The organism is Methylophilus sp., from assembly GCF_052437885.1.
GTDB lineage: Bacteria > Pseudomonadota > Gammaproteobacteria > Burkholderiales > Methylophilaceae > Methylophilus.
Genome location: NZ_JBQVPB010000014.1, coordinates 63151 through 89653, shown reverse-complemented (window position 1 = coordinate 89653; position 26503 = coordinate 63151). Strand labels below are relative to the sequence as shown.

At 54.5% G+C, this 26503-nt stretch carries 22 protein-coding genes; 8 read left to right on the top strand and 14 right to left on the bottom strand.

Annotation, left to right across the window (positions count from 1 at the left end):
- Window positions 1–482: 482 nt before the first annotated feature.
- Both mutS and ACT6RZ_RS13310 read left to right on the top strand, forming a co-directional pair.
- Window positions 483–3005: a DNA mismatch repair protein MutS gene (gene mutS / locus ACT6RZ_RS13315; protein ID WP_444702580.1), complete on the top strand. Its 2523-nt coding sequence runs from the start codon at window positions 483–485 to the stop codon at window positions 3003–3005.
- A gap of 24 nt (window positions 3006–3029) precedes the next feature.
- Window positions 3030–3629, top strand: a complete 600-nt coding sequence (locus tag ACT6RZ_RS13310; RefSeq protein ID WP_444702581.1) for a nitroreductase family protein — start codon at window positions 3030–3032, stop codon at window positions 3627–3629.
- Window positions 3630–3747: 118 nt separating this feature from the next.
- On the opposite strand, the gene yfcF is transcribed toward ACT6RZ_RS13310, so the two are convergent.
- Together yfcF and sugE are read right to left on the bottom strand one after the other, a co-directional pair.
- Window positions 3748–4365, bottom strand: a complete 618-nt coding sequence (gene yfcF / locus ACT6RZ_RS13305) for a glutathione transferase (protein WP_444702579.1) — start codon at window positions 4363–4365, stop codon at window positions 3748–3750.
- Window positions 4366–4455: 90 nt separating this feature from the next.
- The gene (sugE, locus tag ACT6RZ_RS13300; protein ID WP_444702578.1) at window positions 4456–4776 is read right to left on the bottom strand and encodes a quaternary ammonium compound efflux SMR transporter SugE; all 321 of its coding nucleotides are present in this window, start codon (window positions 4774–4776) and stop codon (window positions 4456–4458) included.
- Window positions 4777–5003: 227 nt separating this feature from the next.
- On the opposite strand from sugE, the gene ACT6RZ_RS13295 reads away from it, so the two are divergent.
- Window positions 5004–5375, top strand: a complete 372-nt coding sequence (locus tag ACT6RZ_RS13295) for a thioredoxin family protein (RefSeq protein ID WP_444702577.1) — start codon at window positions 5004–5006, stop codon at window positions 5373–5375.
- A gap of 52 nt (window positions 5376–5427) precedes the next feature.
- On the opposite strand, the gene ACT6RZ_RS13290 is transcribed toward ACT6RZ_RS13295, so the two are convergent.
- Window positions 5428–5892 (bottom strand): Lrp/AsnC family transcriptional regulator, encoded by a 465-nt coding sequence (locus tag ACT6RZ_RS13290; RefSeq protein WP_444702576.1) that lies wholly within the window; start codon window positions 5890–5892, stop codon window positions 5428–5430.
- Window positions 5893–6054: 162 nt separating this feature from the next.
- Here ACT6RZ_RS13290 and leuA point away from each other — a divergent pair, with 162 nt between their 5' ends.
- Window positions 6055–7755: a 2-isopropylmalate synthase gene (leuA, locus tag ACT6RZ_RS13285; protein ID WP_444702575.1), complete on the top strand. Its 1701-nt coding sequence runs from the start codon at window positions 6055–6057 to the stop codon at window positions 7753–7755.
- A 43-nt stretch (window positions 7756–7798) separates the two neighbouring features.
- Here leuA and ACT6RZ_RS13280 read toward each other — a convergent pair whose 3' ends face one another.
- The 11 genes from ACT6RZ_RS13280 to purB form a co-directional block, all read right to left on the bottom strand.
- A complete protein-coding gene (locus ACT6RZ_RS13280; RefSeq protein ID WP_444702574.1) occupies window positions 7799–8146 on the bottom strand; it encodes a hypothetical protein in 348 nt (115 codons plus the stop codon).
- 112 nt (window positions 8147–8258) lie between these two features.
- Entirely contained in the window at window positions 8259–9170 is a 912-nt protein-coding gene (locus ACT6RZ_RS13275; protein WP_444702573.1) for a peptidoglycan DD-metalloendopeptidase family protein, read from the bottom strand.
- The gene (locus ACT6RZ_RS13270) at window positions 9167–9841 is read right to left on the bottom strand and encodes a protein-L-isoaspartate(D-aspartate) O-methyltransferase (protein ID WP_444702572.1); all 675 of its coding nucleotides are present in this window, start codon (window positions 9839–9841) and stop codon (window positions 9167–9169) included. The genes ACT6RZ_RS13275 and ACT6RZ_RS13270 overlap by 4 nt, the downstream gene beginning before the upstream one ends.
- A gap of 5 nt (window positions 9842–9846) precedes the next feature.
- On the bottom strand, window positions 9847–10596 hold the full coding sequence (surE, locus tag ACT6RZ_RS13265; protein ID WP_444702571.1) for a 5'/3'-nucleotidase SurE: 750 nt from the start codon (window positions 10594–10596) through the stop codon (window positions 9847–9849).
- A gap of 98 nt (window positions 10597–10694) precedes the next feature.
- Window positions 10695–11057, bottom strand: coding sequence for a DUF2069 domain-containing protein (locus ACT6RZ_RS13260; RefSeq protein ID WP_444702570.1), 363 nt, complete (start codon window positions 11055–11057; stop codon window positions 10695–10697).
- The gene (locus tag ACT6RZ_RS13255; RefSeq protein ID WP_444702569.1) at window positions 11054–11773 is read right to left on the bottom strand and encodes a HugZ family pyridoxamine 5'-phosphate oxidase; all 720 of its coding nucleotides are present in this window, start codon (window positions 11771–11773) and stop codon (window positions 11054–11056) included. The genes ACT6RZ_RS13260 and ACT6RZ_RS13255 overlap by 4 nt, the downstream gene beginning before the upstream one ends.
- A gap of 21 nt (window positions 11774–11794) precedes the next feature.
- Window positions 11795–12385, bottom strand: a complete 591-nt coding sequence (gene wrbA / locus ACT6RZ_RS13250) for an NAD(P)H:quinone oxidoreductase (protein WP_444702568.1) — start codon at window positions 12383–12385, stop codon at window positions 11795–11797.
- On the bottom strand, window positions 12382–13170 hold the full coding sequence (locus ACT6RZ_RS13245) for an NYN domain-containing protein (RefSeq protein WP_444702567.1): 789 nt from the start codon (window positions 13168–13170) through the stop codon (window positions 12382–12384). The genes wrbA and ACT6RZ_RS13245 overlap by 4 nt, the downstream gene beginning before the upstream one ends.
- A 14-nt stretch (window positions 13171–13184) precedes the next feature.
- On the bottom strand, window positions 13185–16484 hold the full coding sequence (locus ACT6RZ_RS13240; protein ID WP_444702566.1) for a translocation/assembly module TamB domain-containing protein: 3300 nt from the start codon (window positions 16482–16484) through the stop codon (window positions 13185–13187).
- Window positions 16484–18220 (bottom strand): autotransporter assembly complex protein TamA, encoded by a 1737-nt coding sequence (locus ACT6RZ_RS13235; protein ID WP_444702565.1) that lies wholly within the window; start codon window positions 18218–18220, stop codon window positions 16484–16486. The genes ACT6RZ_RS13240 and ACT6RZ_RS13235 overlap by 1 nt, the downstream gene beginning before the upstream one ends.
- 221 nt (window positions 18221–18441) lie before the next feature.
- On the bottom strand, window positions 18442–19815 hold the full coding sequence (purB, locus tag ACT6RZ_RS13230) for an adenylosuccinate lyase (protein ID WP_444702564.1): 1374 nt from the start codon (window positions 19813–19815) through the stop codon (window positions 18442–18444).
- A 214-nt stretch (window positions 19816–20029) separates the two neighbouring features.
- Between purB and ACT6RZ_RS13225 the strand changes: the two genes are divergently transcribed.
- The 4 genes from ACT6RZ_RS13225 to ACT6RZ_RS13210 all read left to right on the top strand — a co-directional run bounded on the left by ACT6RZ_RS13225 (window position 20030) and on the right by ACT6RZ_RS13210 (window position 26500).
- Window positions 20030–20704: a transglutaminase-like cysteine peptidase gene (locus tag ACT6RZ_RS13225; protein WP_444702563.1), complete on the top strand. Its 675-nt coding sequence runs from the start codon at window positions 20030–20032 to the stop codon at window positions 20702–20704.
- A 155-nt stretch (window positions 20705–20859) separates the two neighbouring features.
- Entirely contained in the window at window positions 20860–22785 is a 1926-nt protein-coding gene (locus ACT6RZ_RS13220; protein WP_444702562.1) for an EAL domain-containing protein, read from the top strand.
- Window positions 22786–22938: 153 nt separating this feature from the next.
- Window positions 22939–25083, top strand: coding sequence for a type I secretion system permease/ATPase (locus ACT6RZ_RS13215; protein WP_444702561.1), 2145 nt, complete (start codon window positions 22939–22941; stop codon window positions 25081–25083).
- A 4-nt stretch (window positions 25084–25087) separates the two neighbouring features.
- Window positions 25088–26500 carry an HlyD family type I secretion periplasmic adaptor subunit gene (locus ACT6RZ_RS13210; RefSeq protein WP_444702560.1) on the top strand — a complete coding sequence of 471 codons (1413 nt, stop codon included), beginning with the start codon at window positions 25088–25090 and terminating at the stop codon, window positions 26498–26500.
- Window positions 26501–26503 lie beyond the last annotated feature (3 nt).

The following is a 26503-nucleotide window of genomic DNA, read 5'->3' as shown; positions in this document are numbered from 1 at the left end:
TAGCGCAGTCAGCGTGGGAGGGGTCGGCCAGCGTCTGTTCGAGTTCCGCGGTGGCTTGCGCAGTGTGCAAGCCGCTAGGGCGAGTTTCGTTGGACGCCCACGTTGACGAGCAACGCAGGGAAAAAGCGGAAGCTAGGGTGCATTTCTTTTGGTTACTTATTCTTTGGGCAAGCAAAGAAAAGTAACTCGCCTACAGGCGAAAAGTAACGTTCAAATCATCCAAAGAAATACTAACTAGAACCTCCCAGCAACTGCAATATTAGTTCTCCCTCGCCAACAAGCTAACACCTGGACAGCCATCCTTAAAATCACCGCTAGCCACCACATTTCCCCGCCAACGCCGGAATAACGAACAATTGTGAGAAGTTATTCAAGCAATCTCCCGCTGAAAAATGCCGCTTTTGTTGTAAGATACAACAGCTTTTCCTACACATCATTATATAAATCTATCCTCCCGCATGGCCTTCGAAAACCACACTCCCATGATGCGCCAATACCTGGCGCTCAAAGCACAGTATCCCGATATGCTGCTGTTTTACCGCATGGGCGATTTTTACGAACTGTTTTTTGAAGACGCCGAAAAAGCCTCCCGCTTGCTGGGCATTACCCTGACCCGTCGCGGCGCCAGCAATGGCGAGCCTATCAAAATGGCCGGTTTGCCTTACCATGCAGCGGAACAATACCTGGCCAAGCTGGCAAAAATGGGCGAAGCGGTCGCCATTTGCGAGCAGGTCGGCGATCCGGCGACTTCCAAAGGGCCGGTGGCGCGCGAAGTGACGCGCATCTTAACGCCAGGCACCCTGACCGATGCGGCGCTGCTGGATGAGACGCGCGACAACACCTTGCTGTGTATCGCCAAAGGCGATGGCGTATTGGGGCTGGCACGGCTTAACCTGGCTTCCGGCGAGTTCGTTCTCAGCGAGATCGCACCCGGGCATTTGTCACAGGAGCTTGAGCGCATCCATCCGGCTGAACTGATCACCGGCGATGACCATGTGTCTGAGGTGTTACAGCAGGCACGTTGTGCCAAGAAGCGGCTGGCGCCCTGGCAGTTTGATCAGGAATCGGCACAGCGTAGCCTCTCCCAGCAGTTCAATACGCATGACCTGGCCGGGTTCGGTTGTGGCGAGATGCCGGTGGCGGTAGCTGCGGCAGGCGCTTTGCTGGATTATGTCAAACACACCCAGCGCACGGCATTACCGCATATCACGGGCTTGCGGGTAGAACAGACCAATCATTATCTGCAACTGGATGCGGCTACCCGCCGCAATCTGGAGATCGATACCACCATACGCGGTGAGGCCAGCCCGACGTTATTTTCTTTGCTGAACTCTACGCAAACAGCGATGGGCGCACGCTTGCTGCGCCACTGGTTACATCATCCCTTGCGCGATCAGCAGGTGATACAGCAACGCCATCTGGCGGTCGCCGAGCTGTTGACGCGATTTCTGGATAGCACTTTACAGCAGGCTTTACACCCCATAGGCGATATTGAGCGCATGACTGCGCGCGTGGCGCTGAAAAGTGCGCGGCCGCGTGATTTGTCCGGGCTGCGCGATAGCTTGTTGCAATTGCCATCACTGGCGCAAGTGTTGCCTGAGGTGCGATCCGCTTTACTACTAGGCCTGCTGGCTGAGCTGCAGGTGCCTGCGCAAGCTTTGCAGATACTGGTGCAGGCCATACAGGCCGAGCCTGCTGCTATTTTGCGTGAAGGTGGGGTGATCGCCAATGGCTATGATGCCGAACTGGATGAGTTGCGTGCGTTGCAAACCGACCACGGCGACTTTTTACTGCAATTCGAGGCGGCAGAAAAAGCCAGGACCGGGATTGCCAACCTCAAGGTCGAATATAACAGCGTGCATGGCTTTTATATCGAGATCAGCCGCCTGCAGGCAGAGAGTGCGCCGGCAGAATACCGCCGCCGGCAGACACTGAAAAATGTGGAGCGTTTTATCACGCCTGAGCTGAAGACGTTTGAGGACAAGGTGCTGAGTGCCAACGAGCGCGCACTGGCGCGTGAAAAAATGTTGTATGAGCAGGTGCTGGACGCGCTGTTGCCGCATATCACGGCCTTGCAGCGTATCGCCACGGCAGTCGCCAGTCTGGACGTGATCGCCAGCTTTGCCGAACGGGCGCGGGCGCTGAATTACGTGCAACCGCAGTTCCGCAGTGATATTGGCCTGGACATCCAGCTTGGCCGCCATCCAGTGGTTGAGAGTATCGCCCAGCCCTATGTGGCCAATGATGTGACGCTCAACCCTTATCGCCAGCTACTGCTGATCACCGGGCCTAACATGGGTGGTAAATCCACTTTTATGCGGCAGACCGCGCTGATCGTATTGCTGGCTTATTGTGGCAGTTTTGTGCCTGCGCAAACGGCGGTGATAGGCGAGATAGACCGCATCTTCACCCGTATCGGTGCCTCGGATGACCTGGCCGGTGGCCGTTCTACCTTTATGGTGGAAATGACGGAAACTGCCAATATCCTGAATAATGCCAGTGCCAACAGCCTGGTGCTGCTGGATGAGATAGGCCGTGGCACCAGCACTTTCGATGGCTTGAGCCTGGCCTGGGCGGTCGCCAAGCAGTTGCTCGAGAAAAACAAGGCACTGACGCTGTTTGCCACGCATTATTTTGAGCTGACGCGCATCGTCGATGAGGCCAAACACGCGGCGAACGTGCATCTGGACGCGGTGGAACATGGCCAGGGCATCGTGTTTCTGCACAAGGTAGAAGAGGGTGCGGCGACCATGAGTTATGGCATACAGGTGGCGCAACTGGCTGGTATCCCCAGATCAGTGGTGCAACTGGCCAAGCGCAAGTTGCAGCAACTGGAGAATCAGAATTTTGCTGCCACGCCACAAAATGACTTGTTTGCCGCCGCAGCGCCGGTCGAGGAACCGCCATTGCATAGCGTGGTCGCAGCTTTAGAACGCATACAACCAGATGATTTAACGCCCAAGCAGGCTTTAGAGCTGCTTTACACTTTAAAAAAACAACTGTAACAACTACCGTGAGGATCTATGACCATATCTAAGCCAGCGACCACCCAACAGCCTATCCATGAAATCATTGCCAACCGCTGGAGCGGCCGGGCTTATGATGCCAGCAAGCCAGTGAGCAAGGAACAGATCATCAGCCTGCTGGAAGCAGCACGCTGGGCGCCTTCCTGTTTTGGTGATGAGCCATGGCGTTATGTGGTGTGTAACAAGGCCGATAACATGCAGGCCTGGCAGGCCGCTTTTGATTGCCTGGTGCCGGGCAACCAGGGCTGGGCGGTCAATGCGCCGGTTTTGCTGCTGATCTGCGCAGATACTGTTTTCCGCGCGAATGGCAAGCCTAACAAATGGGCGCCGTATGACACTGGTGCTGCGACTGAGAACTTGTGCCTGCAGGCCGCTGCATCAGGCTTGATGGCGCACCAGATGGGCGGCTTTGACGCCGATAAAGCGCGTGCCAGCTTTAAAGTGCCAGAGCGCTACCAGATACTGCCTATGGTGACCGTAGGTTATCAGGCGCCAGTAGATGCCTTGTCTGACGAGGTGAAAGAGCGCGAACTGGCTGCGCGCAATCGCCAGCCACTGGGCGAACTGTTTTTTGATGGTGCCTGGGAAAAACCGATTATTTGATCGCCAGCCTGGTCACTGGCTCTGAAATTTGAAAGTGCGTCAGGTGGCTGCCTGGCGCACTTTTATTATTATCTGGTCTTATCTGGCGTTATGTTCCTGAGCGGCAGTTTATATAGGCCTAGCCGATGGTTCTCGGCAGCTGGAGCCAGTCTTGTACGCTGGGGCGTTGCCATTGCGATGTCGCGTAATCGGCCAGGTGCTCAGGTACCGGGTCTCCGGCCAGCACCAGGCGGTTGATCATCAGTGCCAGGTCAGTATCGGCAATGCACCAGTGATCGAATAAATGCTGCTGGCCCGGTTGCAGTAACTGTGCCGCCGCATGAAACAGCTTGTTGGCCGCGGCCTGCGCTCTGGCCGATAAGGGCATGGGCGAGCTGTCCAGGAATAACACCTCGGTCGAGCGCTCTTCACGGATAGGCAGCAGATCGCTTCTCAGCCAGGCCTGCAGCGCTCTTGCCTGAGCTCTTGCCAGCAGGTCGCGCGGGTAAAGTCTGGGGCCTATATAGCATTCATCGATATATTCACTGATGGCTGAAGATTCGGATAAACTGAAATCATCATCCACGATCGCCGGCACCCGCTGGGTATTAGATATCCCGGCATAGACGGGTGATGACTGTTCGGATTTTTGCAGGTCCAGCAGGCGCAACTCAAAGCTCAGGCCTTTTTCACGCAGCGCGACAAAGGCCGACAGGGCATAAGGCGAAAGATAATGGGCATCCACGTAAAGTATCATCTGTCATCCATCCTCAGTATAGCAACGCTTGTTAGATGCTAGCGCGCAAGTGAGTGCGGCTGCACCCACTGCGCTGCAGAGCCTGAAAACTTAAACCAGGGTAGCGATTTTCAGGCCGACTATGCCTGCCACGATCAGCACCAGGCTGGCGATACGCAACGGCGTCGCCGGTTCGCCAAACAACACCATGCCTAATATCACGGTGCCTATGGCGCCTACGCCTACCCAGATGGCATAGGCAGTGCCTACCGGCAAGGTTTTCATCGCCAGGCCGAGCAAGCCCAGACTGATGACCATGGCCGTGACTGTGCCCACTGTAGGCCATAGCCTGCTGAACCCCTCGGTATATTTCAGGCCTATGGCCCAACCCACTTCAAACAATCCTGCAATCACAAGAATCACCCAAGCCATACTACATTCCTTTCAATTGTGAATCAGGGCCGTCCCTGCATAAAATGGAGCGGTGGGGTCGTCCTCACTTCCTGGCTTCATCATACCTCAGGTGAAATGTTATTCAAGTGCTGCCTGGCGGCAACGCTACATGCGGGCATGCTGTTTGCTGTCTGCATTGGTAATGGCAGCGCTATCCTCTGCTACAATAACGGCACAAAAACCAATCTACAGGAACAGGAAATATCATGGCAGTCATCACGCTGACTAAAGCGAATTTTAAACAAACCATAGAAAGTAATGATTTTGTCATCGTAGACTTCTGGGCGCCGTGGTGTGACCCTTGTGTCGCGTTCACGCCTACCTTTGAGGCCGCCGCAGCCAAGCATACGGATATCGTATTCGGCATGGTCAACACCGAAACCGACCCCGAGATCTCCGATTATTTTGATGTGAAACAGATCCCTGGCTTGCTGGTGATACGCGAGCGTGCAGGCATACATGCACAAGTGGGTGAGATCGGCGCTCCTGCCTTTGATGAAATCATCAAATGGGCGCGCGAGTTTGATATGACACAGGTGCGCAAGCACTATGCTGAAGAAGACGCAAAGAATAAATAAGCCGTATTCAACAGTGAACAAAAGGTCATGCGCTGCATGGCCTTTTTGTTTTTTATACGATAGGCAATCTGGCGCGCGCGATCACATTGCGCAATACAAAGCTGGTGTGCACGCCAGTCACGCCGGCTATCCTGGTGATCTTATGCAGCAGTAGATGCTGGTAATCATCCATATCCTTGACTGCTACCTTCAATAAATAATCAGATTGCTGGCCGGTGATCAGCAGGCATTCCAGCACTTCCGGCACATTGACGATGCTGGCTTCAAAATTGGCAAATCGTTCAGGCGTATGCTGGTCCATAGAAATACCTATCAACGCCATCAGGCTCAGCCCCAGTTTTTTAGCATCTATCAATGCCTGGTAGCCGGTGATCAGGCCGGCCTGTTCCAGCGCTTTGACACGGCGCAGGCAGGGGGCGGGCGAGAGGCCTATGCGTTCGGCGAGCTCCTGGTTGCTGATATGGCCATCTGTTTGCAGGATGTCCAGGATAAGCCTGTCAAAACGGTCTAGTTTCATATAATTTGCGCGTTTATTTTTAAATTGAAACAATATTACATTTTATTTAATTAAATTGAAATTTAATTTCAATATTTGGTGGTTTAAACCAAAATTCGCAATAATATTTTTGTTAAAACCCCTATCATGGGTGGTATCGAATTTACAGGTCAGGATGACAACATGCACGCACAACCCTCACAAAAATATCAGCCTTTCCCTGCGGTGCAGCTTAAAGATCGCCAGTGGCCGGGGGCCGTGATCAGCAAGCCGCCGGTGTGGATGAGTACCGATCTGCGCGACGGCAATCAATCGCTGTTCGAGCCTATGGATGCCGATAAAAAGATGCGCATGTTCAAGATGTTATGCCAGATCGGTTTCAAGGAGATCGAAGTGGCGTTTCCCTCTGCCTCGCAGACCGATTTCAATTTTGTGCGCACCTTGATAGAGCAGCAGCATATCCCCGACGATGTGACCATAGAAGTACTGACCCAGGCGCGCGAGCACCTGATACGCCGCACTATGGAATCGGTGCGCGGTGCGCGGCGGGTGATCGTGCATATTTACAATGCCATTTCGCCGACTTTCCGCGAGGTGGTCTTCAATATGAGCAAGGCCGAGGTCAAAGCCATGGCGGTGGAGTCGGTCAAACTGGTCAAAGTCATGGCGGCGGAGATGCCAGAGACAGAAGTGATACTGCAATACAGCCCGGAAACCTTTACCGCGACCGAGCTTGAGTTCGCCAGAGAGGTCTGTGACGCGGTGACCGAAGCCTGGGGCGCGACGCCAGCACGCAAAGTGATCATTAATTGCCCGGCGACAGTAGAAGTGGCGACCCCGAATATTTACGCAGACCAGATAGAGTGGATGCACCGCCACCTGGCCAGGCGTGACAGCGTGATCCTGAGCCTGCATCCGCACAATGACAGAGGCACGGCAGTGGCGGCGACTGAGCTGGGCATCATGGCTGGCGCCGATCGCGTCGAGGGCTGCCTGTTCGGTCATGGCGAGCGCACCGGCAATGTCGACCTGGTCACCGTGGCATTGAATATGTATACCCAGGGTGTGCATCCGGGGCTGGATTTTTCTGATATGAATGCAGTGGGGCGCACGGTTGAAGAGTGCACGCAGATCGATATCCACCCGCGTCACCCCTATGCCGGTGACCTGGTGTTCACGGCTTTTTCCGGCTCGCACCAGGATGCCATTAAAAAAGGTTTCGCCAGCCAGCAGGCGCATGCGCTGTGGAATGTGCCTTATCTGCCCATAGACCCTAAAGACCTGGGGCGCAGTTATGACTCTATCATCCGCGTCAACAGCCAGTCCGGCAAAGGCGGCGTCGCCTATCTGATGGAAAGCCAGTATGGCGTGGTGATGCCGCGCCGCCTGCAAGTCGAGTTTTCCGGCGTGGTGCAGCAGTATACCGATGCGCATGGCAGCGAGGTGACGGCCACCGATATCTGGCAACTGTTTAACCGCACTTATACTGAAGCCGCGTCACCGCTGCGTTTTAATGACTATCAGCTGCAATCACAGGACGGCGGCCAGGCCATCCGGCTGACAGTGACTGTGAATGGCGTAGCCAGCGTTCTGAGCGGGCAGGGTAACGGGCCGGTGGATGCTGCCATCCATGCATTGCAAAGCATAGGCGTGCATGCACAGGTACGCAGCTTCGAGGAGCGTTCCATTGGTGCCAGTGCGTCGGCCGGCGAGGCCTCGGCCTGTGCATTCGTCGAGGTGGTTTGCGAGGGTAAGGTGTGTTACGGCGTGGGCATACACCCGGATATCGTGACCGCTTCTATCCAGGCCATCATCAGCGGTATCAATCGCTGTGGTGTGGTATCGGCAGCCGCCATGGGCTATGCCAAGGTCAAGGTCGCCTGAGTATAGGGTATCAGCCAGCCAGCAGCTGGCTGATACCAGCGCTTTACCAGTGGCCGGTGGTCAGCAGGCGGTAGGCAAAATACACACCGACTGCCATCATGAGATAGACCGGCAGGTTGCTGGCGTAACGGCGCTTCTGGCTGCTGATATGAGAGTTGTAACGGTGGAATATGATCACCGCCACTACCGCCAGCACGGCCAGCGCACTATTGAAAACCGAGGCAGAGAGCCAGTACCACCAGTCATAGGGCGTCACGCCGGAACCGAACAGGTGCACGGCGATGCCTAACAGGCCGCAGATGATTAGGGCGACGGTGACCAGGGCCTGCAATACCTGCCACGGGCTATCCGGGCGAATGTCGCGGTTCTTGTCGAACTGATCAGGTTCCATAGCGATCTTCCTTTCGCAAACTCAACCATGATGCACACTGTGCGATTGTCCGCTTGATACTTGCCTGCTGCAAGGCTGGCCTTACGGCCGCCCCGGGCCTGCTAGCGCAGAGTCAGCTATTGCTGCTATTGGCTGCCGTGCCCGGGCTGGCGCCCGGATTGCCAGGCAGATAGCTGACCGGGTCTACCGGTTTGCCTTTTTGCCGGATCTCGAAATGCAGCATGGGTGGCTTGTTATTGCTTGCTGCTGGCAGTGTCGCCAGTTTTTCACCCTGTGTGACAAAAGCGCCTTCTTTGACCAGAGAGTTTCCCTGGTGCGCATAGACTGAGAGCAGATTGCTGTTGTGCTTGACGATGATCAGCTTGCCGTAGCCGCGTACATCCATGCCGCTGTAGATCACCTTGCCAGCGCCGGCGGCGCTGATCGCCTGCCCGGCGGCACCTGTGATGTTCAAGCCCTTGTTCATTTGCGGGTCAAAGCCGGCACTGACTTTGCCGGTCACCGGCCATTGCCACTGGATATCACTGTCGGCGACCGCTTCAATGTCCTGGCCCTCAGCCGTGGTTTTTGCCGTCTCAGTCACAAAGCCCGGGCTGGCTGCAGCCGTGCTGGCTGCATCACCGGCAGGGGCGAGTTCCGGGCGCGCGATGGCAGAGGTCACTACTTCGGCGTCGTCTGCAGTGTCTATGGCTTTGTTATCTGTGGCTTTGCTATTGCTGGCGCTGTTCACTGCTTTAGGGTTGATATTCAGCACCTGGCCTACGTGTATCTCGTAAGGCGTCTGCAACTGGTTGATCTCGGCCAGTTTCAGGTGCGGCACGCCGAATTTTCTGCCTATGCTGTACAGGTTGTCGCCTTTTTGCACCAGGTACTGGTTAGGGCCGACAGACACTGGCGCTGCCGGTTTACTGTCCGGCGTTTTGGTGCTGCTGCTGACTGGTGCGCGCGGCATGGGGGAGTTGAGCGCACACGCTGCCAGGGTGGTGGCAGTCAATCCGGTAATCAGCAGCGAGCGTAATCTCATGATAAAGCGGTTCCCCCTAATAATGGTACAAACTTGACCGGTTCCAGTGCGGTTTTCTGCACGCCTTGCGCGGTCCTTTCAATCAGGTGCAATACCTGTTCCGAGGTGCCGACGGGAATCACCATGCGGCCACCCACGGCCAGCTGGTCTACCAGTTCCTGCGGCACATGGCTGGAAGCGGCCGTGACCATGATGGCATCAAACGGACCGTAATCCTTGAGGCCTATGCTGCCATCCGCATGGTCCAGTTTTACATTGGTGCATTTCAATGCGCGCAAATGGGTCCTGGCTTTCATGACCAGCGGCCGTATGCGTTCCAGCGAGAATACTTCATTGCTGACGCGCGACAGCACGGCGGTCTGGTAGCCACAACCTGTGCCTATCTCCAGCACCTTGTTGAGCTGTTTGCCATTGCGCAGTATCTGCGTCATTTTAGCCACGATATAAGGCTGTGAGATAGTCTGGCCATAGCCTATAGGCAGCGAGACATCTTCATAGGCACGGATGGACAAGGCCTCGTCGACAAAGATATGGCGCGGGATCTCGGCCATGACATTGATGACGACTTCGTCCTGTATGCCTTGTTCACGCAGACGGGTCAGCATGCGCTCGCGCGTACGCGAAGAAGTCATGCCTATGCCGGTTTTATTGGAAGTTCTGGGAATTGCCATGGTGCTTAATTCTTGGCTTGTAACCATTGTTGCATGGTGTTGATCTGGGAGTGTTTGGTCAGGTCTACCTGTATCGGTGAAATCGAGACAAAGCCTTGTGCGACGGCATGAAAGTCCGTGCCTTCGCCGCCATCATTCGGTTGCCCGGCCGCGCCCACCCAATACACGGTCTCGCCGCGCGGAGTCTTGAGCTGTATCACCGGCTCGGCCTTGTGGCGTTTGCCCAGGCGGGTGATCTTCTGGCCCTTGATCTCGCTCAGGGGCACATCCGGCACATTGACATTCAACAAGGTGGGTTCAAGGATCTCGCTGTGATTGAAGCGCTTGACCAGGTCGACCATGATGCTGGCCGCTGTCTCAAAATGGCTGGGCTGGTGCTGCGACATGGACACTGCAAAAGAAGGAATACCCAGCAGATAACCCTCGGTGGCGGCCGCTACGGTACCGGAATAAATCGTGTCGTCACCCATATTGGCGCCGTCGTTGATGCCGCTGATCACCATGTCCGGCATCTCCTGCATCAGCCCGGTCAGCGCGATATGCACACAGTCGGTAGGGGTGCCGTTGACGTAAAAAAAGCCATTGGCTGCCTGTTTGACGCTCAAGGGTCTGTCCAGTGTCAGCGAGTTGCTGGCGCCGCTGCGGTTGCGTTCCGGTGCTACCACCGTGATATCGGCAATTTTACTCAGGTGTTGTGCCAGTGCTGCCAGGCCAGGAGCCAGGTAGCCATCGTCGTTGGATAACAGGATTTTCATGCCGGATATTATATAAGGTTTAGTGCGCTTGTTTATGCCAGCAGACGAAAGAATTTATGCATTTCAGCGTAGTGGTGGCGCAGCCGTCTGCCTGTGCGTCAGCCAGCCTGGTAACGCCGCCCGCTGTATTTGGCATAAGCCACCACACTGGCAAAGAATACCAGGCTCAGCAGGATCTCTGTCCATGCCAGTGCCCGCGTGATCCCGGATTCAGCCCAGGCCCTGACCACACCTTCGGTAAAGTAAAACAGGATCAGCATGCCAGACCACTGGTAGGTATATCGTTTGCCGCGCAGGATACCGAACAACGGTGCCAGCAAAGGCAGGGTCTTTAAAAACAGCAGACTGCCACCGCTGCGCAAGGGCGCCCAGAATATCTCCCAGCCCAGGCATAATACGATCAGACCCAGCAGGCTGAAGCTGGCGCCCAGACGGCCCCATTTTAAAATGGTCGTACTCATGATCTGCAGGCTTGTGCGAGGGCGACCAGGGCTTTGCGCGCATCCATGGCGTTCAATACCGGCTTTTCGAACTGAAAGCGTAACTGGCCGTAGTTTTCTTCGCCCTGGGTATATTTGACATCAAAGCCTTCGGCATCCAGCCCTGTCATTTCTGCCTGGTCGGCGCTGATGCCGTGGATATGCTGGCAATATTCCAGCATGCTGTCTATATGGTCATCGTTCATATGCGAGACGATGCCGGATTCCTGCGCCGCCAGCATGCTGGCCGACAGGTCTTCATTCAAACTGTCACCCTCAAACCAGTCGACACGGCCCAGGCCGGCGATATAGCGCACATGTTCCACGCGTATGCGGTAAAGGTGGAATTCTTCCAGGTCATAATAAGTCACGGCATCGGGAAAATAGCGCAGGTAACGGGCGCGAAAATCAGCGTCATTCTTCTCGCAGGGCAGTGCTTCACCTATCAAAGTCAGTTGTGCCTGCCGGTTTTCGGCCTCGGCGAATACCAGCAGCGAGACTTTGGCATTTTCATGCATATTCTTGGCATGCTCGGCGCTGGCATTGACCAGGATCACCGGCTCGGCCTGCTGGTTACACACAAACGGCGCGATGGCGCCGAACGGATAGCCCGGATATTTCATTGAGTAGGTGGACAACACGGCATGGCGGGTGGCAAATAGAAATTGGCGGGCTTCGCGGGTGAGAGCGGCGGACATACAAGTTTCCTCAGTAAACGGTTATTGCAATTTGAGTGCGGTTTCGGCCAGACGTTTGCCCAGGGCCAGGCACAATTTTTTTTCATCGTCGGAGATGGGCTGGTCATCTCTGGCGCCGCCTATATGGCTGGCGCCATAAGGCGTGCCGCCGGTGGTAGTGGTGCCCAGTTGCGGTTCGGAATAAGGCAGGCCCAGCAGCAGCATGCCGTGGTGCAGCAACGGGATCATCATGGTCAGCAGCGTCATCTCGTTACCGCCATGCATGGAGCCGGTAGAGGTGAACACGGCGGCCGGCTTGCCTATTAATGCGCCTTTCAGCCACAGGCTGGTGCTGCCATCGAGAAAGTATTTCATAGGCGCGGCCATATTGCCGAAACGGGTAGGGCTGCCCAGGGCCAGGCCGGCACATTGTTCCAGGTCTTCCAGGGTGGCATATGGCGCACCAGAAGTCGGGATATCCGGCTCGGTCGCTTCATGATTGGCTGAGATCTTTGGCACGGTACGCACTCGGGCTTTGGCGCCAGGCACGCTTTCTACACCGCGCGCGATCAGTTGCGCCATGTCTTTCACGGCACCGCCCTGGGAGTAATAAAGGATCAGGATATCAGTCATTTTTTTCGTTTGTCGCGTAATTTCTGTTTTTGGTCGTCTAACTCGAACAGGCCTATCGCATTCACCAGTTCACTGAATTTGGTATAACCGTAATTGCGTGAGTCAAAGGCTGAAAAGTTTTTGACGATATGGTTTTTAACCGCGCCCATGGCGGCAAAGCCGGTCTCATCCGACAGCCCTTCGATGGCAGAACGTATCAGTGACACCAGTTTGGTATCCATGGCTAGTTGCTGTTTGCTTTTTTTGCCCAGCGGCACCAGCGTGACTTGTTCTTCACCCGGCTTGGCTTTGCTGGCGGCTTCCGCTTGCGCAGAGGATTCCTCCTCGTTCTTTTCCTGCAGCAGGATCTCGAAATAAACAAACTGGTTGCAGGCGGCCCGCAGTGATTCCGGCGTCTTGTTCTCGCCAAAACCATAGACGAATTTGCCGGCTTCACGCAAACGTATCGCCAGCCGCGTAAAGTCGCTATCGCTGGAGACTATGCAAAAGCCATCCAGCGGCGCGGTGTAGAGCAGATCCATGGCGTCTATGATCAGGGCGCTATCAGTGGCATTCTTGCCTTTGGTATTGGCATATTGCTGTATAGGCTGGATAGCGTGTTTGGGTAGTACCGGCTTCCACTGTTTGACATGGTCCGAGGTCCAGTCGGCATAAATGCGCCTGACACTGATATCACCGAACTTGGACATCTCTTCAAACAGCTCGTCTATGATAGGAATGACCTTAAAGGTGTTGTCAGCATCGATCAAGACTGCCAGCCGGGGATTTTTATTGTCCTGATGCATGCCATCCTCCTGGGTTAATCAAAGCTGAAACCGTAGAACACGTCCAGCGCGTTATCCGAACCGGTCCTGGTCTCTATCGAGATACGGTTGGTTAACTGGTAGGTGAGTTTACCAACATTTAGTAGCCCGACAATGCTTTTTTCATAGCCGACCACCAGTTTGCTATTGATGCGTTTGCCGACGCTGACCGCATAGTTGGTGGCTCCCGAGCCACGCACATCTATGCTGTCCAGGCCTATGGTCTGCGCGATCTTGGTTTGTAATGACACCGAATCGCCCTGTGATAACAAGGCACTGGCGGCCACTGACAGCATGGCCATATCGTTGCTGCCGACCGCCGACATAGGCTGCCCCAGCACCAGCAGCGATATCTTGTTCTCATTGCTGGTTTCCGGCGTGGAGACCAGTTTCAGTTGCGGCGTCTGCATGCTGCCGTTGATCTGTATGCCGACTTTGGTGGCTTCTACCTGGCGGGTGGCCAGGATATCCAGGCCTATATTCGGCAGCTTGCCGCTGAAGATCAGCCTGCCGGTTTCTATATTCAACGACTGCCCATACGCCAGGTAGGTGCCGGTCACTTCCAGGCTGCCGGTGGCGCCCAGGTCATCCAGCGCGCCATCCAGCCGCATTTTACCGCTCAGCGCGCCGTTAAGGCCCTGGCCGCGCAGCATGAACTGTTCGGATTCCTTGAACGGGAGGCCGGGTTTATCGCCAAAATCCAGGCCGAAATCCTGGAAACTGACCTGCGACTTTTTCTCTGCAGTGGCCTGTTCCGCTGATTCGATAATGACATCCTCATCCAGCTGTGGCTTATCCCCCTTGGGTAGTTCAAACAGGCCTTTATGGATTTTAAGGTTGCCGCTGATATTGGTGTTTGCACTGGTGAGATGTAACTTGGTATCACCACTCAACTGCACCCAGCGGTCAACCCTGGAAAGTGCTTGTAGCTTGTTTAGCTGCATGGATAGATCCAGTTGCCAGTCAGGCTGCTTTAAAGCCAATACCCCGGTGGCATTCAGTTCACCGCTTTTACCAGCAAAGTGAATCTGGTTGAAAGTCAGCTTGTCGCCCGCCATAGTCGCGTTTAAACGCCCTTGTTCCAGCCATACCCCTTGTGAAGGCACTTGTAATGCAAGGGAGTCACCTTGAATAGTGCCATTCAGTTGCGGGTCTGCCATTACACCGCTGACCTGTGCGTCTACCGCCAGGCTACCTGCCGGTTGCATGTCGGAGAATAGTTTGGCAAACCAGTTCAGTTGTTTGATATCTGCTTTGAGGCTGGCAGAGACCGGGGCAGTGTTTTTGATCACAAACCCTGTAGGCGTGGGTGTCACGACTGTGTTGGCTGATAGTTGCAGGTTAATGGCTTCAGCGGAGCTGATCGTGCTTTCAACGCTCACCTTATTATTTTCAGCTTTGATACCAGCCGACAGTGTTTGCAAACCTAAGCCCTGCCATTTGGCATTATTGATGTCATACACCTGCCAGTCACCTTTGCTGCGTTGCAGTTGCAGAAAGCCATTCAGGCGCTGGTCCAGTTGCATATCCCCCAGTTGCATATCCCAAAGCGCGGATAATTGCAGGTGGTCTGCCGGTAACGGCGTTGATTGGTCGGGAATCAGCCAGGCCATTAAGGCCTGCACCGGGAAATCCTTAAGAGCACCGCGCGATTGTAATTGCATCATCTGTGCAGGTTGGCCGGACGTGGATGCAGTCTGTGCCGGGCGGTAATGCAGTTTTTCCAGTTGCAATTGCCCGGCAAACACATTGAGCGCCAGCTGTTGCAAGTCGAAGCTTTGTGCGGCGCTCCATGACATTTTTGCAGGGTTTGCCAGCTGGAAGACTTGAGCGCTGGCATCCTGCAATTGCGTCAGCTGGGCCTGCCAGCTGTCATTCTGCCAGGCACCGTTGAGGGCCAGCTGGATATTGCGTTGCAATGATGGGTCCGTATCCTTGATTTGTAACGTGAGTTGATGCTGTGCCAGGGTGCCCTTTAAATTCAGTTCTGCCTCAATCGGCGGGCTGTCTGTGCCCTGGCTATTTTGTTGCGACAGACCATGCAGTTTGATCTGCTGGTCTATAGACGCTTGCAGGTTGTCAGAGGCTTGCCCCTGCACCTCAAAGCCGGCGATGACCAGGCCTTTGGGTAATTGCAATTGTTGCCCAGCCAAACGGTAGCTGGCATGAAAGCCATCCACCAAATGTTGTAGCGTACCGTCACCTTTAACCTGGCCGGAAAAGCCCGGCATAAATTGCGCCAGATTGGGCATATCGGCCTGCCAGTTCAGCTGGGTGCCAGCAGATGCGGCAGGCTGAGTGCTGCGTATCGTGAAAGTGTTTTTATCCAGTTGCGCCAGCAGATCCATCTGCGTGAGTTGCTGTCCTTGCAGTGTCGCCGTGCCGCGCACGATCAGTGGCAGCGCCTGCAAACGGCTGTCTCCGGCATCCACCTTGATCTGTATGGTTCCCTGGTCGGTCAGGCTGCCATCTGCCACCACTTTTAAATCCATATGTCCCGCCAGTTGCGGATGCACATGTCTGGCCTGGAACTGTTGCAGGTGGAAGAGAAAGTGGCTGTTACGCGCCTCATCCAGGCCTATGCTGGCTTTGAGTGTCACTATATCAGCGTCCTGCTGCGTGGCAGGCACTATGGCAAAAGGTCGCGCATCAGGCTGGTAGTGATGGCTGGCAGCAATCTCCACCTTGGTCAAATCACCGCGCAACTCGGTGTGCAAATGATAGGGCAGGCTGCCTTGCTGTTGCTGTACATCCAGCCAGCCAGTCAAGGGGAACGGCGCGCTATTCTGCATCTGGAAATGGGTGCTGATCTCCCCCCACGGGCTGTGTGCCTGCGCAATGCGGAACTGCATGGCCTGGTTGTCGGCATCCAGGTCAAAGCGTATCTGCTCTATCTGGTAAGTCGCCTGCCCCTGTATGATGGTCAGGCGCTCAATATTGCCTGACAGCAGATGAAAGGGCAGCGGGATGTTAATACGTTTTGGCAGCGGCCCAGCCGGCGTTCTGGTATTGCTGGCGGGTGGTTCAGGCTGGGTCTTGAACTGCAGGGTGACTTGTTTGGCAGTGAAACTGGAGACGGTCAGCTCGCCACGCGGCGTCACTCCCAGCCGCATATCAGAAGCAATGCCTTCGACCTTGAGTGTGGCGTTGGCTAAATCCGTTTCAAATTCTTTCAGGCTGGTGACCACCATGACATTGGCCGCCCAGACCATTTGTGGCGTGATGGCCAGGCTCAGGCATAGCATGCTCACCAGGCTTAACCTGCATAGTCGTGACAGCCAGTGCAGCAATGACATCAGAAATTCACCCCCAGGTTAAAGTGCAAACGGTATTCCTTGGTTTCTTCGCCATAGGCGATATCGACGCCTACCGGCCCTATCGGACTGCGGAAGCGTGCGCCCAGGCCATAGCCCAGCACCGGGTCATAATCTTTCCAGCTATTGGCGGCATTACCGAAATCCACAAACACTGCCGCGCCCCACGATGGCGTCAGCCATTGCACCACTTCGCTGCTGCCGGTCAGCAATACGCGCCCGCCCACCGTGGCGCCGCCTTCATTGACCCCCAGCGACTGGAAAGCATAGCCGCGTACAGACTGGTCACCACCGGCGCGGAACAAATAGGTCGCCGGCACCTTGCTGGCAGAACCGTTGACGCTGCCGACTTCCAGCCTGCCCAGCCACTGGGTGGAGCTGGTGAGCGGGTAAAACGCCTGTACCCTGGCTTGCGTCTGCAAAAAACGGCCATCAGAAATACGTTCAAACGGCGAAAGCTGGAACTGCGTATTCAGTATCCAGCCTTTGGTGGGTGCCTGCTGGTGATCCAGCTCGCGCATATTCAAACCATAGGTGACGGTGGCGGCTTTGTTGAACTGGGAGGTGACGTCATCCACCTCGAGGAATTCATACAGCAGGTTGGCGCCTACGAATTGCTCAAACTTGCGCGGCTGGCCCCAGTAGCGCCGTACGCCGTTCTGAAAGGCGGTGGTGACCTGGCCTTCCAGGTCGGTGCGGGTCAGGCTGTTCTGTATGCTGTCGCGGTAACCTTTATCATCGGTGAGAAAGGTGATGTTAGAGGTGGCGGCCTGCAAACGCTGTTCCAGGCGGATACTGCTATCCCACAGCAACCCACGCTCAAACAGGTTGCGGTCGGTATAGTTGAACACGATGCGCGCGCCGGTATTGGTACTGGCACCCACGCCTATGCGAAAGGATTTTTCTTCGGTCTCGCGCACGGTGACATCTACATCGGCGCTGTGGTCGGGGTTGAGGGCATGCGTGTTAGCCACTACATCCACCTGGCTGAATTTGCCGGTGCTCATAAAGCTGTTTTGCAACAGCAACAATTCTGACTGCCTATAAGGCTCGCCAGGTTTAAGGGTGTTCAACGGGCGGATCAGGCTTTCGGGGTAATGCTGCAGGCCATGGATATTGACTTTGCCAAAGCGCACGGCGGGCCCTGAATCCACGGCGATATTGATAGCGACTTGCTGTGTCTGTGGTTGTACCATGGCCTGCGACTGCGTGATTCTGGCATTGGGAAACTCAGCCCGTAGCAGTGAGGCCAGCAGGTCGCGCTTGGCTGCCGCCCAGGCTGGCTGGGTGAACACCTGGCTGGCTGGCAGTGACCAGCTTTTATTGGCTTGCGCCAGTATCTCACTGTGCGCTGGCTGCTGTATCTCTCCGTTCAGGGTCAGTGTCACCTGGCTGACTTTGGCCTGCGGCGGCAGGTTGACACGGAATTCGATCCGCTTGGCGGCCGGCTGATAGGCCAGCGTTTTGACTTTGAAATAACCCTGGGTGGCCAGCAGGTCGGCGATCTCTTGTGGTGTCTTCTGCACCAGCCGCCGCCACTCACCTTCATTCATGCGCGGGTTTTGCATAGATTCATGCAGCGTCAGGTGTTGTTCAAGCAACTCGCGCAGTTGCTGTTTGTTTTCAGGGGGAGTGTCGCTATTGAGGGAAAAACGCGTCTGGTAACTGCCTTGCTTGACCTGGAACCAGTCAGCTTGCTGTGCCTGGACTGCAGTCACGGGCAACAGCACAGGGGCGATGCAGATCAGGCTGGCGAACCTATATATCGATTGCTTGTATATCCATTGCTTGCACTTCAATCGCCTTAAGCGCAGCGCTAAAACGCACTTTAACCAGGCCGATAGGCAGGCCTGGCGAAAACCGGCAATCAAACCAGTGTTTGCTTGCCTTATAGCGTTGAGTGCGAAGTTAAAAACAGACCTATCCCTGAATCAAGTCACTAAATATGTTTTACCAATTGACTTGCCTTGCCGGTATAAGTTGCAGGCGTCATCGCCAGCAAGGTCTGTTTTGCTGCTGCCGGGATCTGCAGTGTTTCTATAAAGGCATGCAGTGACTGCTGGTTGATACCGCCTTTGCCGCGCGTCAGTTCTTTCAGCTGCTCATACGGGTTTTCAATGCCGTAGCGACGCATCACGGTCTGGATAGGCTCGGCCAGTACTTCCCAGCTGTTGTTCAGGTCTTCCTGCAAACGCTGCGGATTGATTTCCAGCTTGTTCAGGCCGCGCAGGCAGGCGTCATAAGCCAGCAGCGAATAGCCGAGCGCGACGCCCATATTACGCAACACGGTGGAGTCGGTCAGGTCGCGCTGCCAGCGCGAGATAGGCAGCTTTTCTGCCAGGTGGCGCAGGATGGCGTTGGCCAGGCCCAGGTTACCTTCGGAGTTTTCAAAGTCTATCGGGTTGACTTTATGCGGCATGGTCGAGGAACCGATCTCGCCGGCTTTGACCTTTTGCTTGAAATAGCCGACCGAGATATAGCCCCAGATATCGCGGTTGAGGTCTATCAGTATGGTATTGATGCGTGACATGGTGTCATACAGCTCTGCCATGTAGTCATGCGGCTCTATCTGTATGGTCATGGGGTTATAAGTCAGGCCCAGTGATTCAACAAAGGTCTGGGCAAAGCTTTCCCAGTCTATATCCGGGTAGGCCGACAGATGCGCGTTGAAGTTACCGACAGCGCCGTTGATCTTGCCTAGTATCTCGTTCGCCTGCAGTTGCTTGAGCTGGCGTTGCAGTCGGTAGACCACATTGGCTAATTCTTTACCCATGGTGGTCGGGCTGGCGGTCTGGCCATGTGTGCGTGACAGCATGGGTTGTTCAGCCAGTGCGTGCGACAGTTCGGTGAGTCTGGCGACCACGGCGGCCAGGTTGGGCAAGATCACGCTGTCACGCGCTGATTTAAGCATCAAGGCATGTGACAGGTTGTTGATATCTTCTGAAGTACAGGCGAAATGGATGAATTCGCTGGCTTTCTTGATATCGGGGTTGCCGTCGAATTTTTCTTTGAGCCAGTATTCCAGCGCTTTTACATCATGGTTGGTACGCGATTCTATCGCTTTCACCTGCATGGCATCATCTTCGCTGAAGGCCTCGATGGCAGCATCCAGCTCGGCTATGGTGTCGGCACTGAAAGCAGCGATCTCTGCCAGTTGCGGTTCGGCACTCAGGGCTTTTAGCCAGGCTACTTCGACCAGTGCGCGATGTTTGATCAGTGCGTATTCACTGAAGAAAGGGCGCAAGGGGTCAAGTTTGGCCTGATAACGACCATCTAAAGGGGAGAGTGCATTGAGGGGGGTAAGAGACGTCATGAATATAAAGCGGTGATGATTCGAAAGTCGACATTTTACCCAATCCAGCAGCGCTTGTGTTTTTCTATTCTGTGATGCACTGCTGTGCGTGAACCTGGCCGCTTAATATAAGGTATTCTTAGCGATGGCCGAATTTGCAGATGAAAACCGCTTTGTTTGGCAGATAAGGCTTGCTGGTGCCGTGACATAATCGCTCACTGGAAATCTATTGCACATGAGACGCCCCGTTTCTTCAACCTTGATCACTTTTGCGACCGGCCTGTGCCTGACGCTGAGTCTGCTATGGTCGCAGATACTGGCGGATGACTACGTGCTGGCGATGCTGGAAAAGGTCAGGCAGCGTTATGGCGAAGAAGCCTACCAGAATGTGATGCGCCTGAACGAGCTGTTCAACCAGCTTGGCAGCGCCAGCGAGATGACCAAGATAGGCATGGTCAATGACTTTACCAACCAGCATGTGCTGTTTGTCGATGATATCAATCTGTGGGGGGTGGACGATTACTGGGCCAGCCCGCTGGAAACCTTTGGCAAAGGCGCGGGCGACTGTGAAGACTTCAGCATCGCCAAATACACCTTGCTCAAACGACTGGGCATCCCGCAGGATAAATTACGTCTGACCTATGTACGCGCACGCATGGCCAGTGGCAACATCAGGCCGCATATGGTGCTGGCTTATTACGCGATGCCGACCAGCGACCCCCTGATCCTGGATAACCTGAATTTTGAGATATTGCCTGCCTCCCGGCGCAGTGACCTGTTCCCGGTGTTCAGTTTTAACGATAAAGGCCTGTTTGTCGCCAACAACCCGAATATGCGCGCCGGTTCACCAAACAATATTTCCAAGTGGCGGGATGTGCTGACGCGCATGCGACAGGACGGACTGGAATAAATGAAAACACTGAAACAACAGAATCTGACTGAATCTTTGAAAACCTTAGCTAAGATATGGTTAACAGGGAAACTTAGTGCTAGGCTTATGCATAAAGCCTGCATTGACGCCGGGTTGTGGATGATTTTACCCCAAGAAAAAAGAGGGCTTAGAACATGTCATTAATAAAACAAATACGCATTGCGATCTCTGTCATTATCTTGATGGTGGCGGCGGGTTGCCTGTTTTTAGGGGTTTATGATGACCACAGGTTCATGGCCGAGCAATTACAGAAGAAGAACAACGACAATGCCAATGGCCTGGCGATCACCCTTTCCAATATCCAGAAAGACAATGTCACGGTCGAACTGATCATCAGTGCCCAGTTCGACATGGGCAACTACAGGCGCATCGCCATTATCTCGCCTGATAACAAAACCATGATAGAGCGTATCAACCGCGAGCCGCATTCAGTGGCGCCATCCTGGTTCCAGTCGCTGTTTTCCGTCAGCATACATCCGGGTATCGCCAATATTCAGTCAGGCTGGCAGCAATATGGCACGCTGGTGCTGGAGAGCGAGCCTTCGCTGGCATATGACCAGTTGTGGGAAACCTCGCGCCATGCCGTATTGTGGACGCTGATCGTAGCCTTTTTAAGCTATGTGGTTTCCGGCTTCTGGCTGAAAAAGATACTGAAACCGCTGGATGATGTGATCGCACAGGCCGAAGCCCTGGGTGAGCGTAAATACATCACCATAGCTGAGCCGCAAACAGAGGAATTCAAAAAGCTGGTGCGCACCATGAATATACTGTCAGACCGTGTCAAATCCATGGTGACTGCAGAATCTGAACGCCTGAATGTGCTCAACCAGCAGATCAACTATGATGAAGTCACCGGCCTGATGAATCAGTCACACTTCACCAATACCGCTTCGGTCGCCCTCAAGAGCGAGAGTTTTGTCGAAGGCATGCTGACGCTGGTGCAATTGCGCAATCTGTCGGATATCGATAAACAGCTGGGCTACAGCGTCACCAATCAGCTGATCAAGAAAGTCGGCGATGCGCTTGAAAAACAGATGGCGCATTATGCAGATGTGGTGTGTGGCAGGCTTTCCGGCAGCGAGTTCGGCATTTTCAGCCGCCAGCCACTGGATGATTTCACCGTAGCCTCAGAACTTAAACTGGTGCTGGAAAAACTCAACGCGGCACAGCAGATCGTGCAGTTCCAGTTCGTGGTCACGCATACCAAGACCAAAAAAGGCGATGATTTCGTCGATATACACCGCGTCATGCAATTCATCCTCGACCTGGCCGGTGACCAGGCAGCCGTGCCTATGCGGGTGATGAACGCCAATAGCATAGTGACATCGAGAAAGAATTACCTCAACCAGTGGAAAGAGCAGTTCCTGCATGCGATAGAGCATAAGCAGATCAAACTGGCCTGCTATCCTGTCATGCTCAAAGAGCAGCAGTTGCTGCACTACGAGTGCCCGCTGCGACTGCATATTGATGAAGGCGATCAATGGCTGGCTGCGGGTGCCTTTATCGACTGGGCCAGCCAGCTGGATATGATCAAGACGCTGGACGGGCTGGCGCTGGAATATGCCGTCGATATGCTGGGTAAGAATAACGCCAACCTGAGCGTGAATGTGTCCGCGGCCGCGATCCGCAGCGACGAATACCGTGACAAACTGCAAGCGCTGATCCTGACCGTGGCCCAGCCCTCAAGATTGAGTTTTGAGATATCGGAAGAAGCCGCCTTCAGTGACTTTGTGCAGTTCAAACAGTTTGTACATCTGGTGAAATCACTGGGCTGCATCGTCGGTATGGAACATGTGGCCACGCGGCTTGCCCAACTGGGTGACCTGCATGAACTCGGCCTGGACTTCGTTAAGTTCGACGCCTCGCTGATACGCGACATACACCTGCGGCCACAGCAGCAATCGCTGTTGCGCGGCCTGTGCATGATGGTGCGCACCATGGGCATCATGCCTATCGCTGAAGGGGTGCAGGACCAGCAGGAACTGGACAGCCTGAACTCGGTAGGTATAGAGGCAGTGACCGGCCCGTTTGTGCAGGAAACCCTGCAATTCGGCAGTTAGAGCCGATTGTCAATCTTTGTAATTCAGGGGATTTTTGCCATATACTCAATGCTTTGCCTGAGCTGGACCCTGCATATAATACCGATACCCATACTATAGATACTTTGAAAACAAGTATTTGAGCCGTTGATAAGGACAATAATAAGACTAGCCATGGAAACGACGCAATATTTCAACCAAACTGACAAAGACGTCTTGCTCGAGTGTCTGCTGTATATCTGCCGTCATAACCGGCTGGCGACCACTCGCGACGCGTTGACCTCCGGCCTGCCACTTGAAGATGGCAAGCTCAACCCCGAGTTATTCAAACGCTCTGCCGAAAGACTGCGCCTGGCGGTCACGGTCCAGCAAAGTGCCATCACCGCACTGTTGCAGCCGCAGACGGATGTGACCTTGCTGCTGAATAATCACCGCGCCTGCCAGCTGTTGAAGATAGATGACAGCCAGCATTTTGCCCAGGTGGTTTTTCCTGACCTGTCATCCGAAGCGGTGACCATCAGCCTGGCCGATCTCGCCGCACAATATACCGGCTATGCGCTGGTCACCAAACAAACCTATCTGTTTGACGCACGCACGCCTGAAGTGGGCCGGGTCAAGGTCAGACACTGGTTCTGGGGAACCATCGCCGAGAACAAGGGCATATACCGCGATGTGATGGTCGCCGCCTTGCTCATCAATATATTTGCCCTAGCGATGCCACTGTTCACCATGAACGTGTATGACCGTGTAGTACCCAACAAGGCGGTAGAGACCTTATGGGTATTGGGCATAGGCGTTTCGCTGATCGTACTTGGCGACCTGCTGTTGCGCTCCATGCGTGCTTATTTCCTCGATTGGGCCAGTGCGCGCATCGATGTCAAGCTGAGTGCGCAGATCATGGAGAAAGTACTCGGCACCCGCTACGAAGCCAAGCCTACCTCTGTTGGCTCTTTTGCTTCTAACTTGCGTTCGTTCGAAAGCGTGCGCGATTTTATTACCTCAGCCACGGTGGTGACACTGATCGATTTGCCGTTCGGCATCATTTTCCTGATCGTGATCGCCTGGATCAGTCCTTTTATGGTGTTGCCAGCGCTGATAGGTGGCGCTGTGGTGCTGATCTACTCGCTGAGCGTGCAATCCAAGATGCACGATTTATCCGAGACCATGTACCGGGCCAGTGCCCAGCGTAATGCCACCCTGATCGAAAGCCTGGTCGGTCTTGAGACCGTCAAGTCCATGGGCGTAGAAGGGCAGATGCAGGGTAAATGGGAACGCAGTGCCATCTTCCTGTCCGAGGTGGGCAGCAAACTCAAGTTGTTATCCTCTTCTATCACTAACGGTTCGTATGCACTGCAACAGATCATCAGTGTCGCTATCATTATCCTTGGCGTTTACCTGATCTCGAATGGGGACCTGACCATGGGTGGACTGATCGCCTGTTCGCAACTGACCAGCCGCGCGCTGGCACCGATCTCGCAGATCGCCAGCCTGTTCACGCAATACCATACCGCTGCGACTTCCCTGAAGTCGCTAGAAGGCATCATGGAAAAACCTGAGGAGCGCAGCAAAGGGGCGAGTTTCCTGTCGCGTCCTGCCTTCAAGGGCGAGATAGAATTCAAAAGTGTGTCTTTCAAATACCCGGGCACCGATGAGCTGGCGCTCAACCGCATCTCTTTCAAAATCCGTCCCGGCGAGCATGTAGGCCTGATAGGCCGTATGGGTTCAGGCAAGACCACCATCAACAAATTGATTCTTGGCCTCTACCAGCCCACTGAAGGCGCTATCCTGATCGATGGTATCGATGCGCGCCAGATCGATCCGGCCGAATTACGCCGCAGCATCGGTTATGTGCAGCAGGATAACCATCTGTTTTATGGCACCCTGCGTGACAATATCACCTTGCGCCACCAGCACGCAGATGATCAGGCTGTGCTTAATGCAGCCCAGGTCGGCGGTATCGCCGAATTCGTCAATGCGCACCCTAAAGGCTTTGACCTGGAAGTAGGAGAGCGGGGCGATACCCTGTCCGGCGGCCAGCGCCAGGGCGTAGGCATCGCGCGCGCCTTTGTCACCAGCCCGCAGATCGTGTTGCTGGATGAACCTACCAGTGCCATGGATCACTCCGGTGAAGAATCGGTTAAAAACCGGATCGCTGAAGCTTCAGCAAACAAGACCCTGATCGTGATCAGCCATAGGAATGGCATGCTGGAACTGGCAGAACGCCTGATCGTGATCGATTCAGGCCAGATCGTTGCAGACGGCTCTAAAGAAGACGTCACCGCCGCATTGCGCGCGGGTAAAGTAGGTAAGGCAAGGTAACATCATGGCACAAAAAATATTTGATAAATATGGTGACATTACCAAGAACGACAGTATCTGGGTGCGGCTGGGTAAACCTGTGCATGCCCTGGTCGACAAGATCATCAAAACCGATACGGCAGAGAACCGCACCTGGTCCGAGCAGGCACATGATGTCATGGTTGAGGACAGCATGCTGCATGCCAAGCTGATCATGTACGCCATCCTGGTCATTCTGATCGTGCTGCTGATATGGGCCAACCTGGCCGAAGTCGATGAAGTGACGCGCGGTGAAGGCCGCGTGATCCCTTCGGGCCAGATACAGCTGGTGCAATCTCTGGATGGCGGTATCGTCACCGATATCATGGTCAAACTGGGCGATACGGTAAAACGCGGCCAGCCATTGATCAAGATCGATGAGACCAGGGCGATCTCCTCGCTGAAAGAAAATGAAAGCCAGTATCTGTCACTTAGAGCCAAGGAGTCACGCCTAAAAGCCCTGGCCAATGGCGGCGCGTTTAATCCGCCTAGTGAGGTCCAACTCAAAGTGCCTGACACCTATTTGCAGGAGCTGCAGTTATTCAATGCCGGGCGTGCCGAGCTGGATTCGCAGGTGAATATCGCCAGGGATCAATTGTCGCAGCGTGAGCGCGAGCTTTCAGAGGTGCAGTTTAAAAAAGAAGTCGCGATCAAGACCTATGATTCAAATAGCCGCGAGCTGGCCGCCAACCGGCCCCTGCTCAACAGTGGTGCCGTGTCCGAGATCGAGATCCTGCGTCTGGAACGTGAAGCCAACCGGGCCAAAGGTGATATAGACCAGGCTTCGGCGCAAATGGGCCGTATCACTGCCTCCATTTCAGAAGCGCGTCGCAAGATCGCCGAGGCACAGCAGTCCTTCACCAGCAAGGTGCGTACCGAGCTGAACGAGACCACGGCAAAAATCAATAGTTTGACCCAGTCCAGCCTGGCGCTGTCAGATAAAGTCAAGCAATCGACCCTGCTGTCGCCAGTTAACGGCAAGATCAGCAAGCTGTATTACAACACGGTAGGCGGCGTGATCCAGGCCGGCAAAGAAGTCATGGAAGTCGTACCTTCGGATGATGCGCTGGTGATAGAAGCCAAGGTACAGACCAAGGATATCGCGTTTATCCGTCCCAAGCAGCCTGCTATCGTCAAGCTGACAGCTTATGACTACAGTATTTATGGCAGTCTGGATGGCGAAGTTGAAGATATTGCAGCAGATTCGACCATAGACGATAAAGGAAATGCTTTTTATGTCGTTAAAGTGAGAACAATTAAGAATAATATCGGCGACCATCTGCCAATTATTCCTGGTATGGTGGCACAGGTAGATATTTTGACTGGCAAGAAAACTGTGATGTCTTACTTGCTAAAACCTGTGCTTAAGGCTAAATCGTATGCATTAACCGAGCGCTAATCA

Coding starts and splice junctions, on each gene's coding strand:
- mutS (WP_444702580.1), top strand. CDS start 483: ATGATGCGCCAATACCTGGCGCTCAAAGCACAGTATCCCGATATGCTG.
- yfcF (WP_444702579.1), bottom strand. CDS start 4,365: ATGATACTTTACGTGGATGCCCATTATCTTTCGCCTTATGCCCTGTCG.
- sugE (WP_444702578.1), bottom strand. CDS start 4,776: ATGGCTTGGGTGATTCTTGTGATTGCAGGATTGTTTGAAGTGGGTTGG.
- ACT6RZ_RS13295 (WP_444702577.1), top strand. CDS start 5,004: ATGGCAGTCATCACGCTGACTAAAGCGAATTTTAAACAAACCATAGAA.
- ACT6RZ_RS13290 (WP_444702576.1), bottom strand. CDS start 5,892: ATGAAACTAGACCGTTTTGACAGGCTTATCCTGGACATCCTGCAAACA.
- leuA (WP_444702575.1), top strand. CDS start 6,055: ATGCACGCACAACCCTCACAAAAATATCAGCCTTTCCCTGCGGTGCAG.
- ACT6RZ_RS13280 (WP_444702574.1), bottom strand. CDS start 8,146: ATGGAACCTGATCAGTTCGACAAGAACCGCGACATTCGCCCGGATAGC.
- ACT6RZ_RS13275 (WP_444702573.1), bottom strand. CDS start 9,170: ATGAGATTACGCTCGCTGCTGATTACCGGATTGACTGCCACCACCCTG.
- ACT6RZ_RS13270 (WP_444702572.1), bottom strand. CDS start 9,841: ATGGCAATTCCCAGAACTTCCAATAAAACCGGCATAGGCATGACTTCT.
- surE (WP_444702571.1), bottom strand. CDS start 10,596: ATGAAAATCCTGTTATCCAACGACGATGGCTACCTGGCTCCTGGCCTG.
- ACT6RZ_RS13260 (WP_444702570.1), bottom strand. CDS start 11,057: ATGAGTACGACCATTTTAAAATGGGGCCGTCTGGGCGCCAGCTTCAGC.
- ACT6RZ_RS13255 (WP_444702569.1), bottom strand. CDS start 11,773: ATGTCCGCCGCTCTCACCCGCGAAGCCCGCCAATTTCTATTTGCCACC.
- wrbA (WP_444702568.1), bottom strand. CDS start 12,385: ATGACTGATATCCTGATCCTTTATTACTCCCAGGGCGGTGCCGTGAAA.
- ACT6RZ_RS13245 (WP_444702567.1), bottom strand. CDS start 13,170: ATGCATCAGGACAATAAAAATCCCCGGCTGGCAGTCTTGATCGATGCT.
- ACT6RZ_RS13240 (WP_444702566.1), bottom strand. CDS start 16,484: ATGTCATTGCTGCACTGGCTGTCACGACTATGCAGGTTAAGCCTGGTG.
- purB (WP_444702564.1), bottom strand. CDS start 19,815: ATGACGTCTCTTACCCCCCTCAATGCACTCTCCCCTTTAGATGGTCGT.
- ACT6RZ_RS13225 (WP_444702563.1), top strand. CDS start 20,030: ATGAGACGCCCCGTTTCTTCAACCTTGATCACTTTTGCGACCGGCCTG.
- ACT6RZ_RS13220 (WP_444702562.1), top strand. CDS start 20,860: ATGTCATTAATAAAACAAATACGCATTGCGATCTCTGTCATTATCTTG.
- ACT6RZ_RS13215 (WP_444702561.1), top strand. CDS start 22,939: ATGGAAACGACGCAATATTTCAACCAAACTGACAAAGACGTCTTGCTC.
- ACT6RZ_RS13210 (WP_444702560.1), top strand. CDS start 25,088: ATGGCACAAAAAATATTTGATAAATATGGTGACATTACCAAGAACGAC.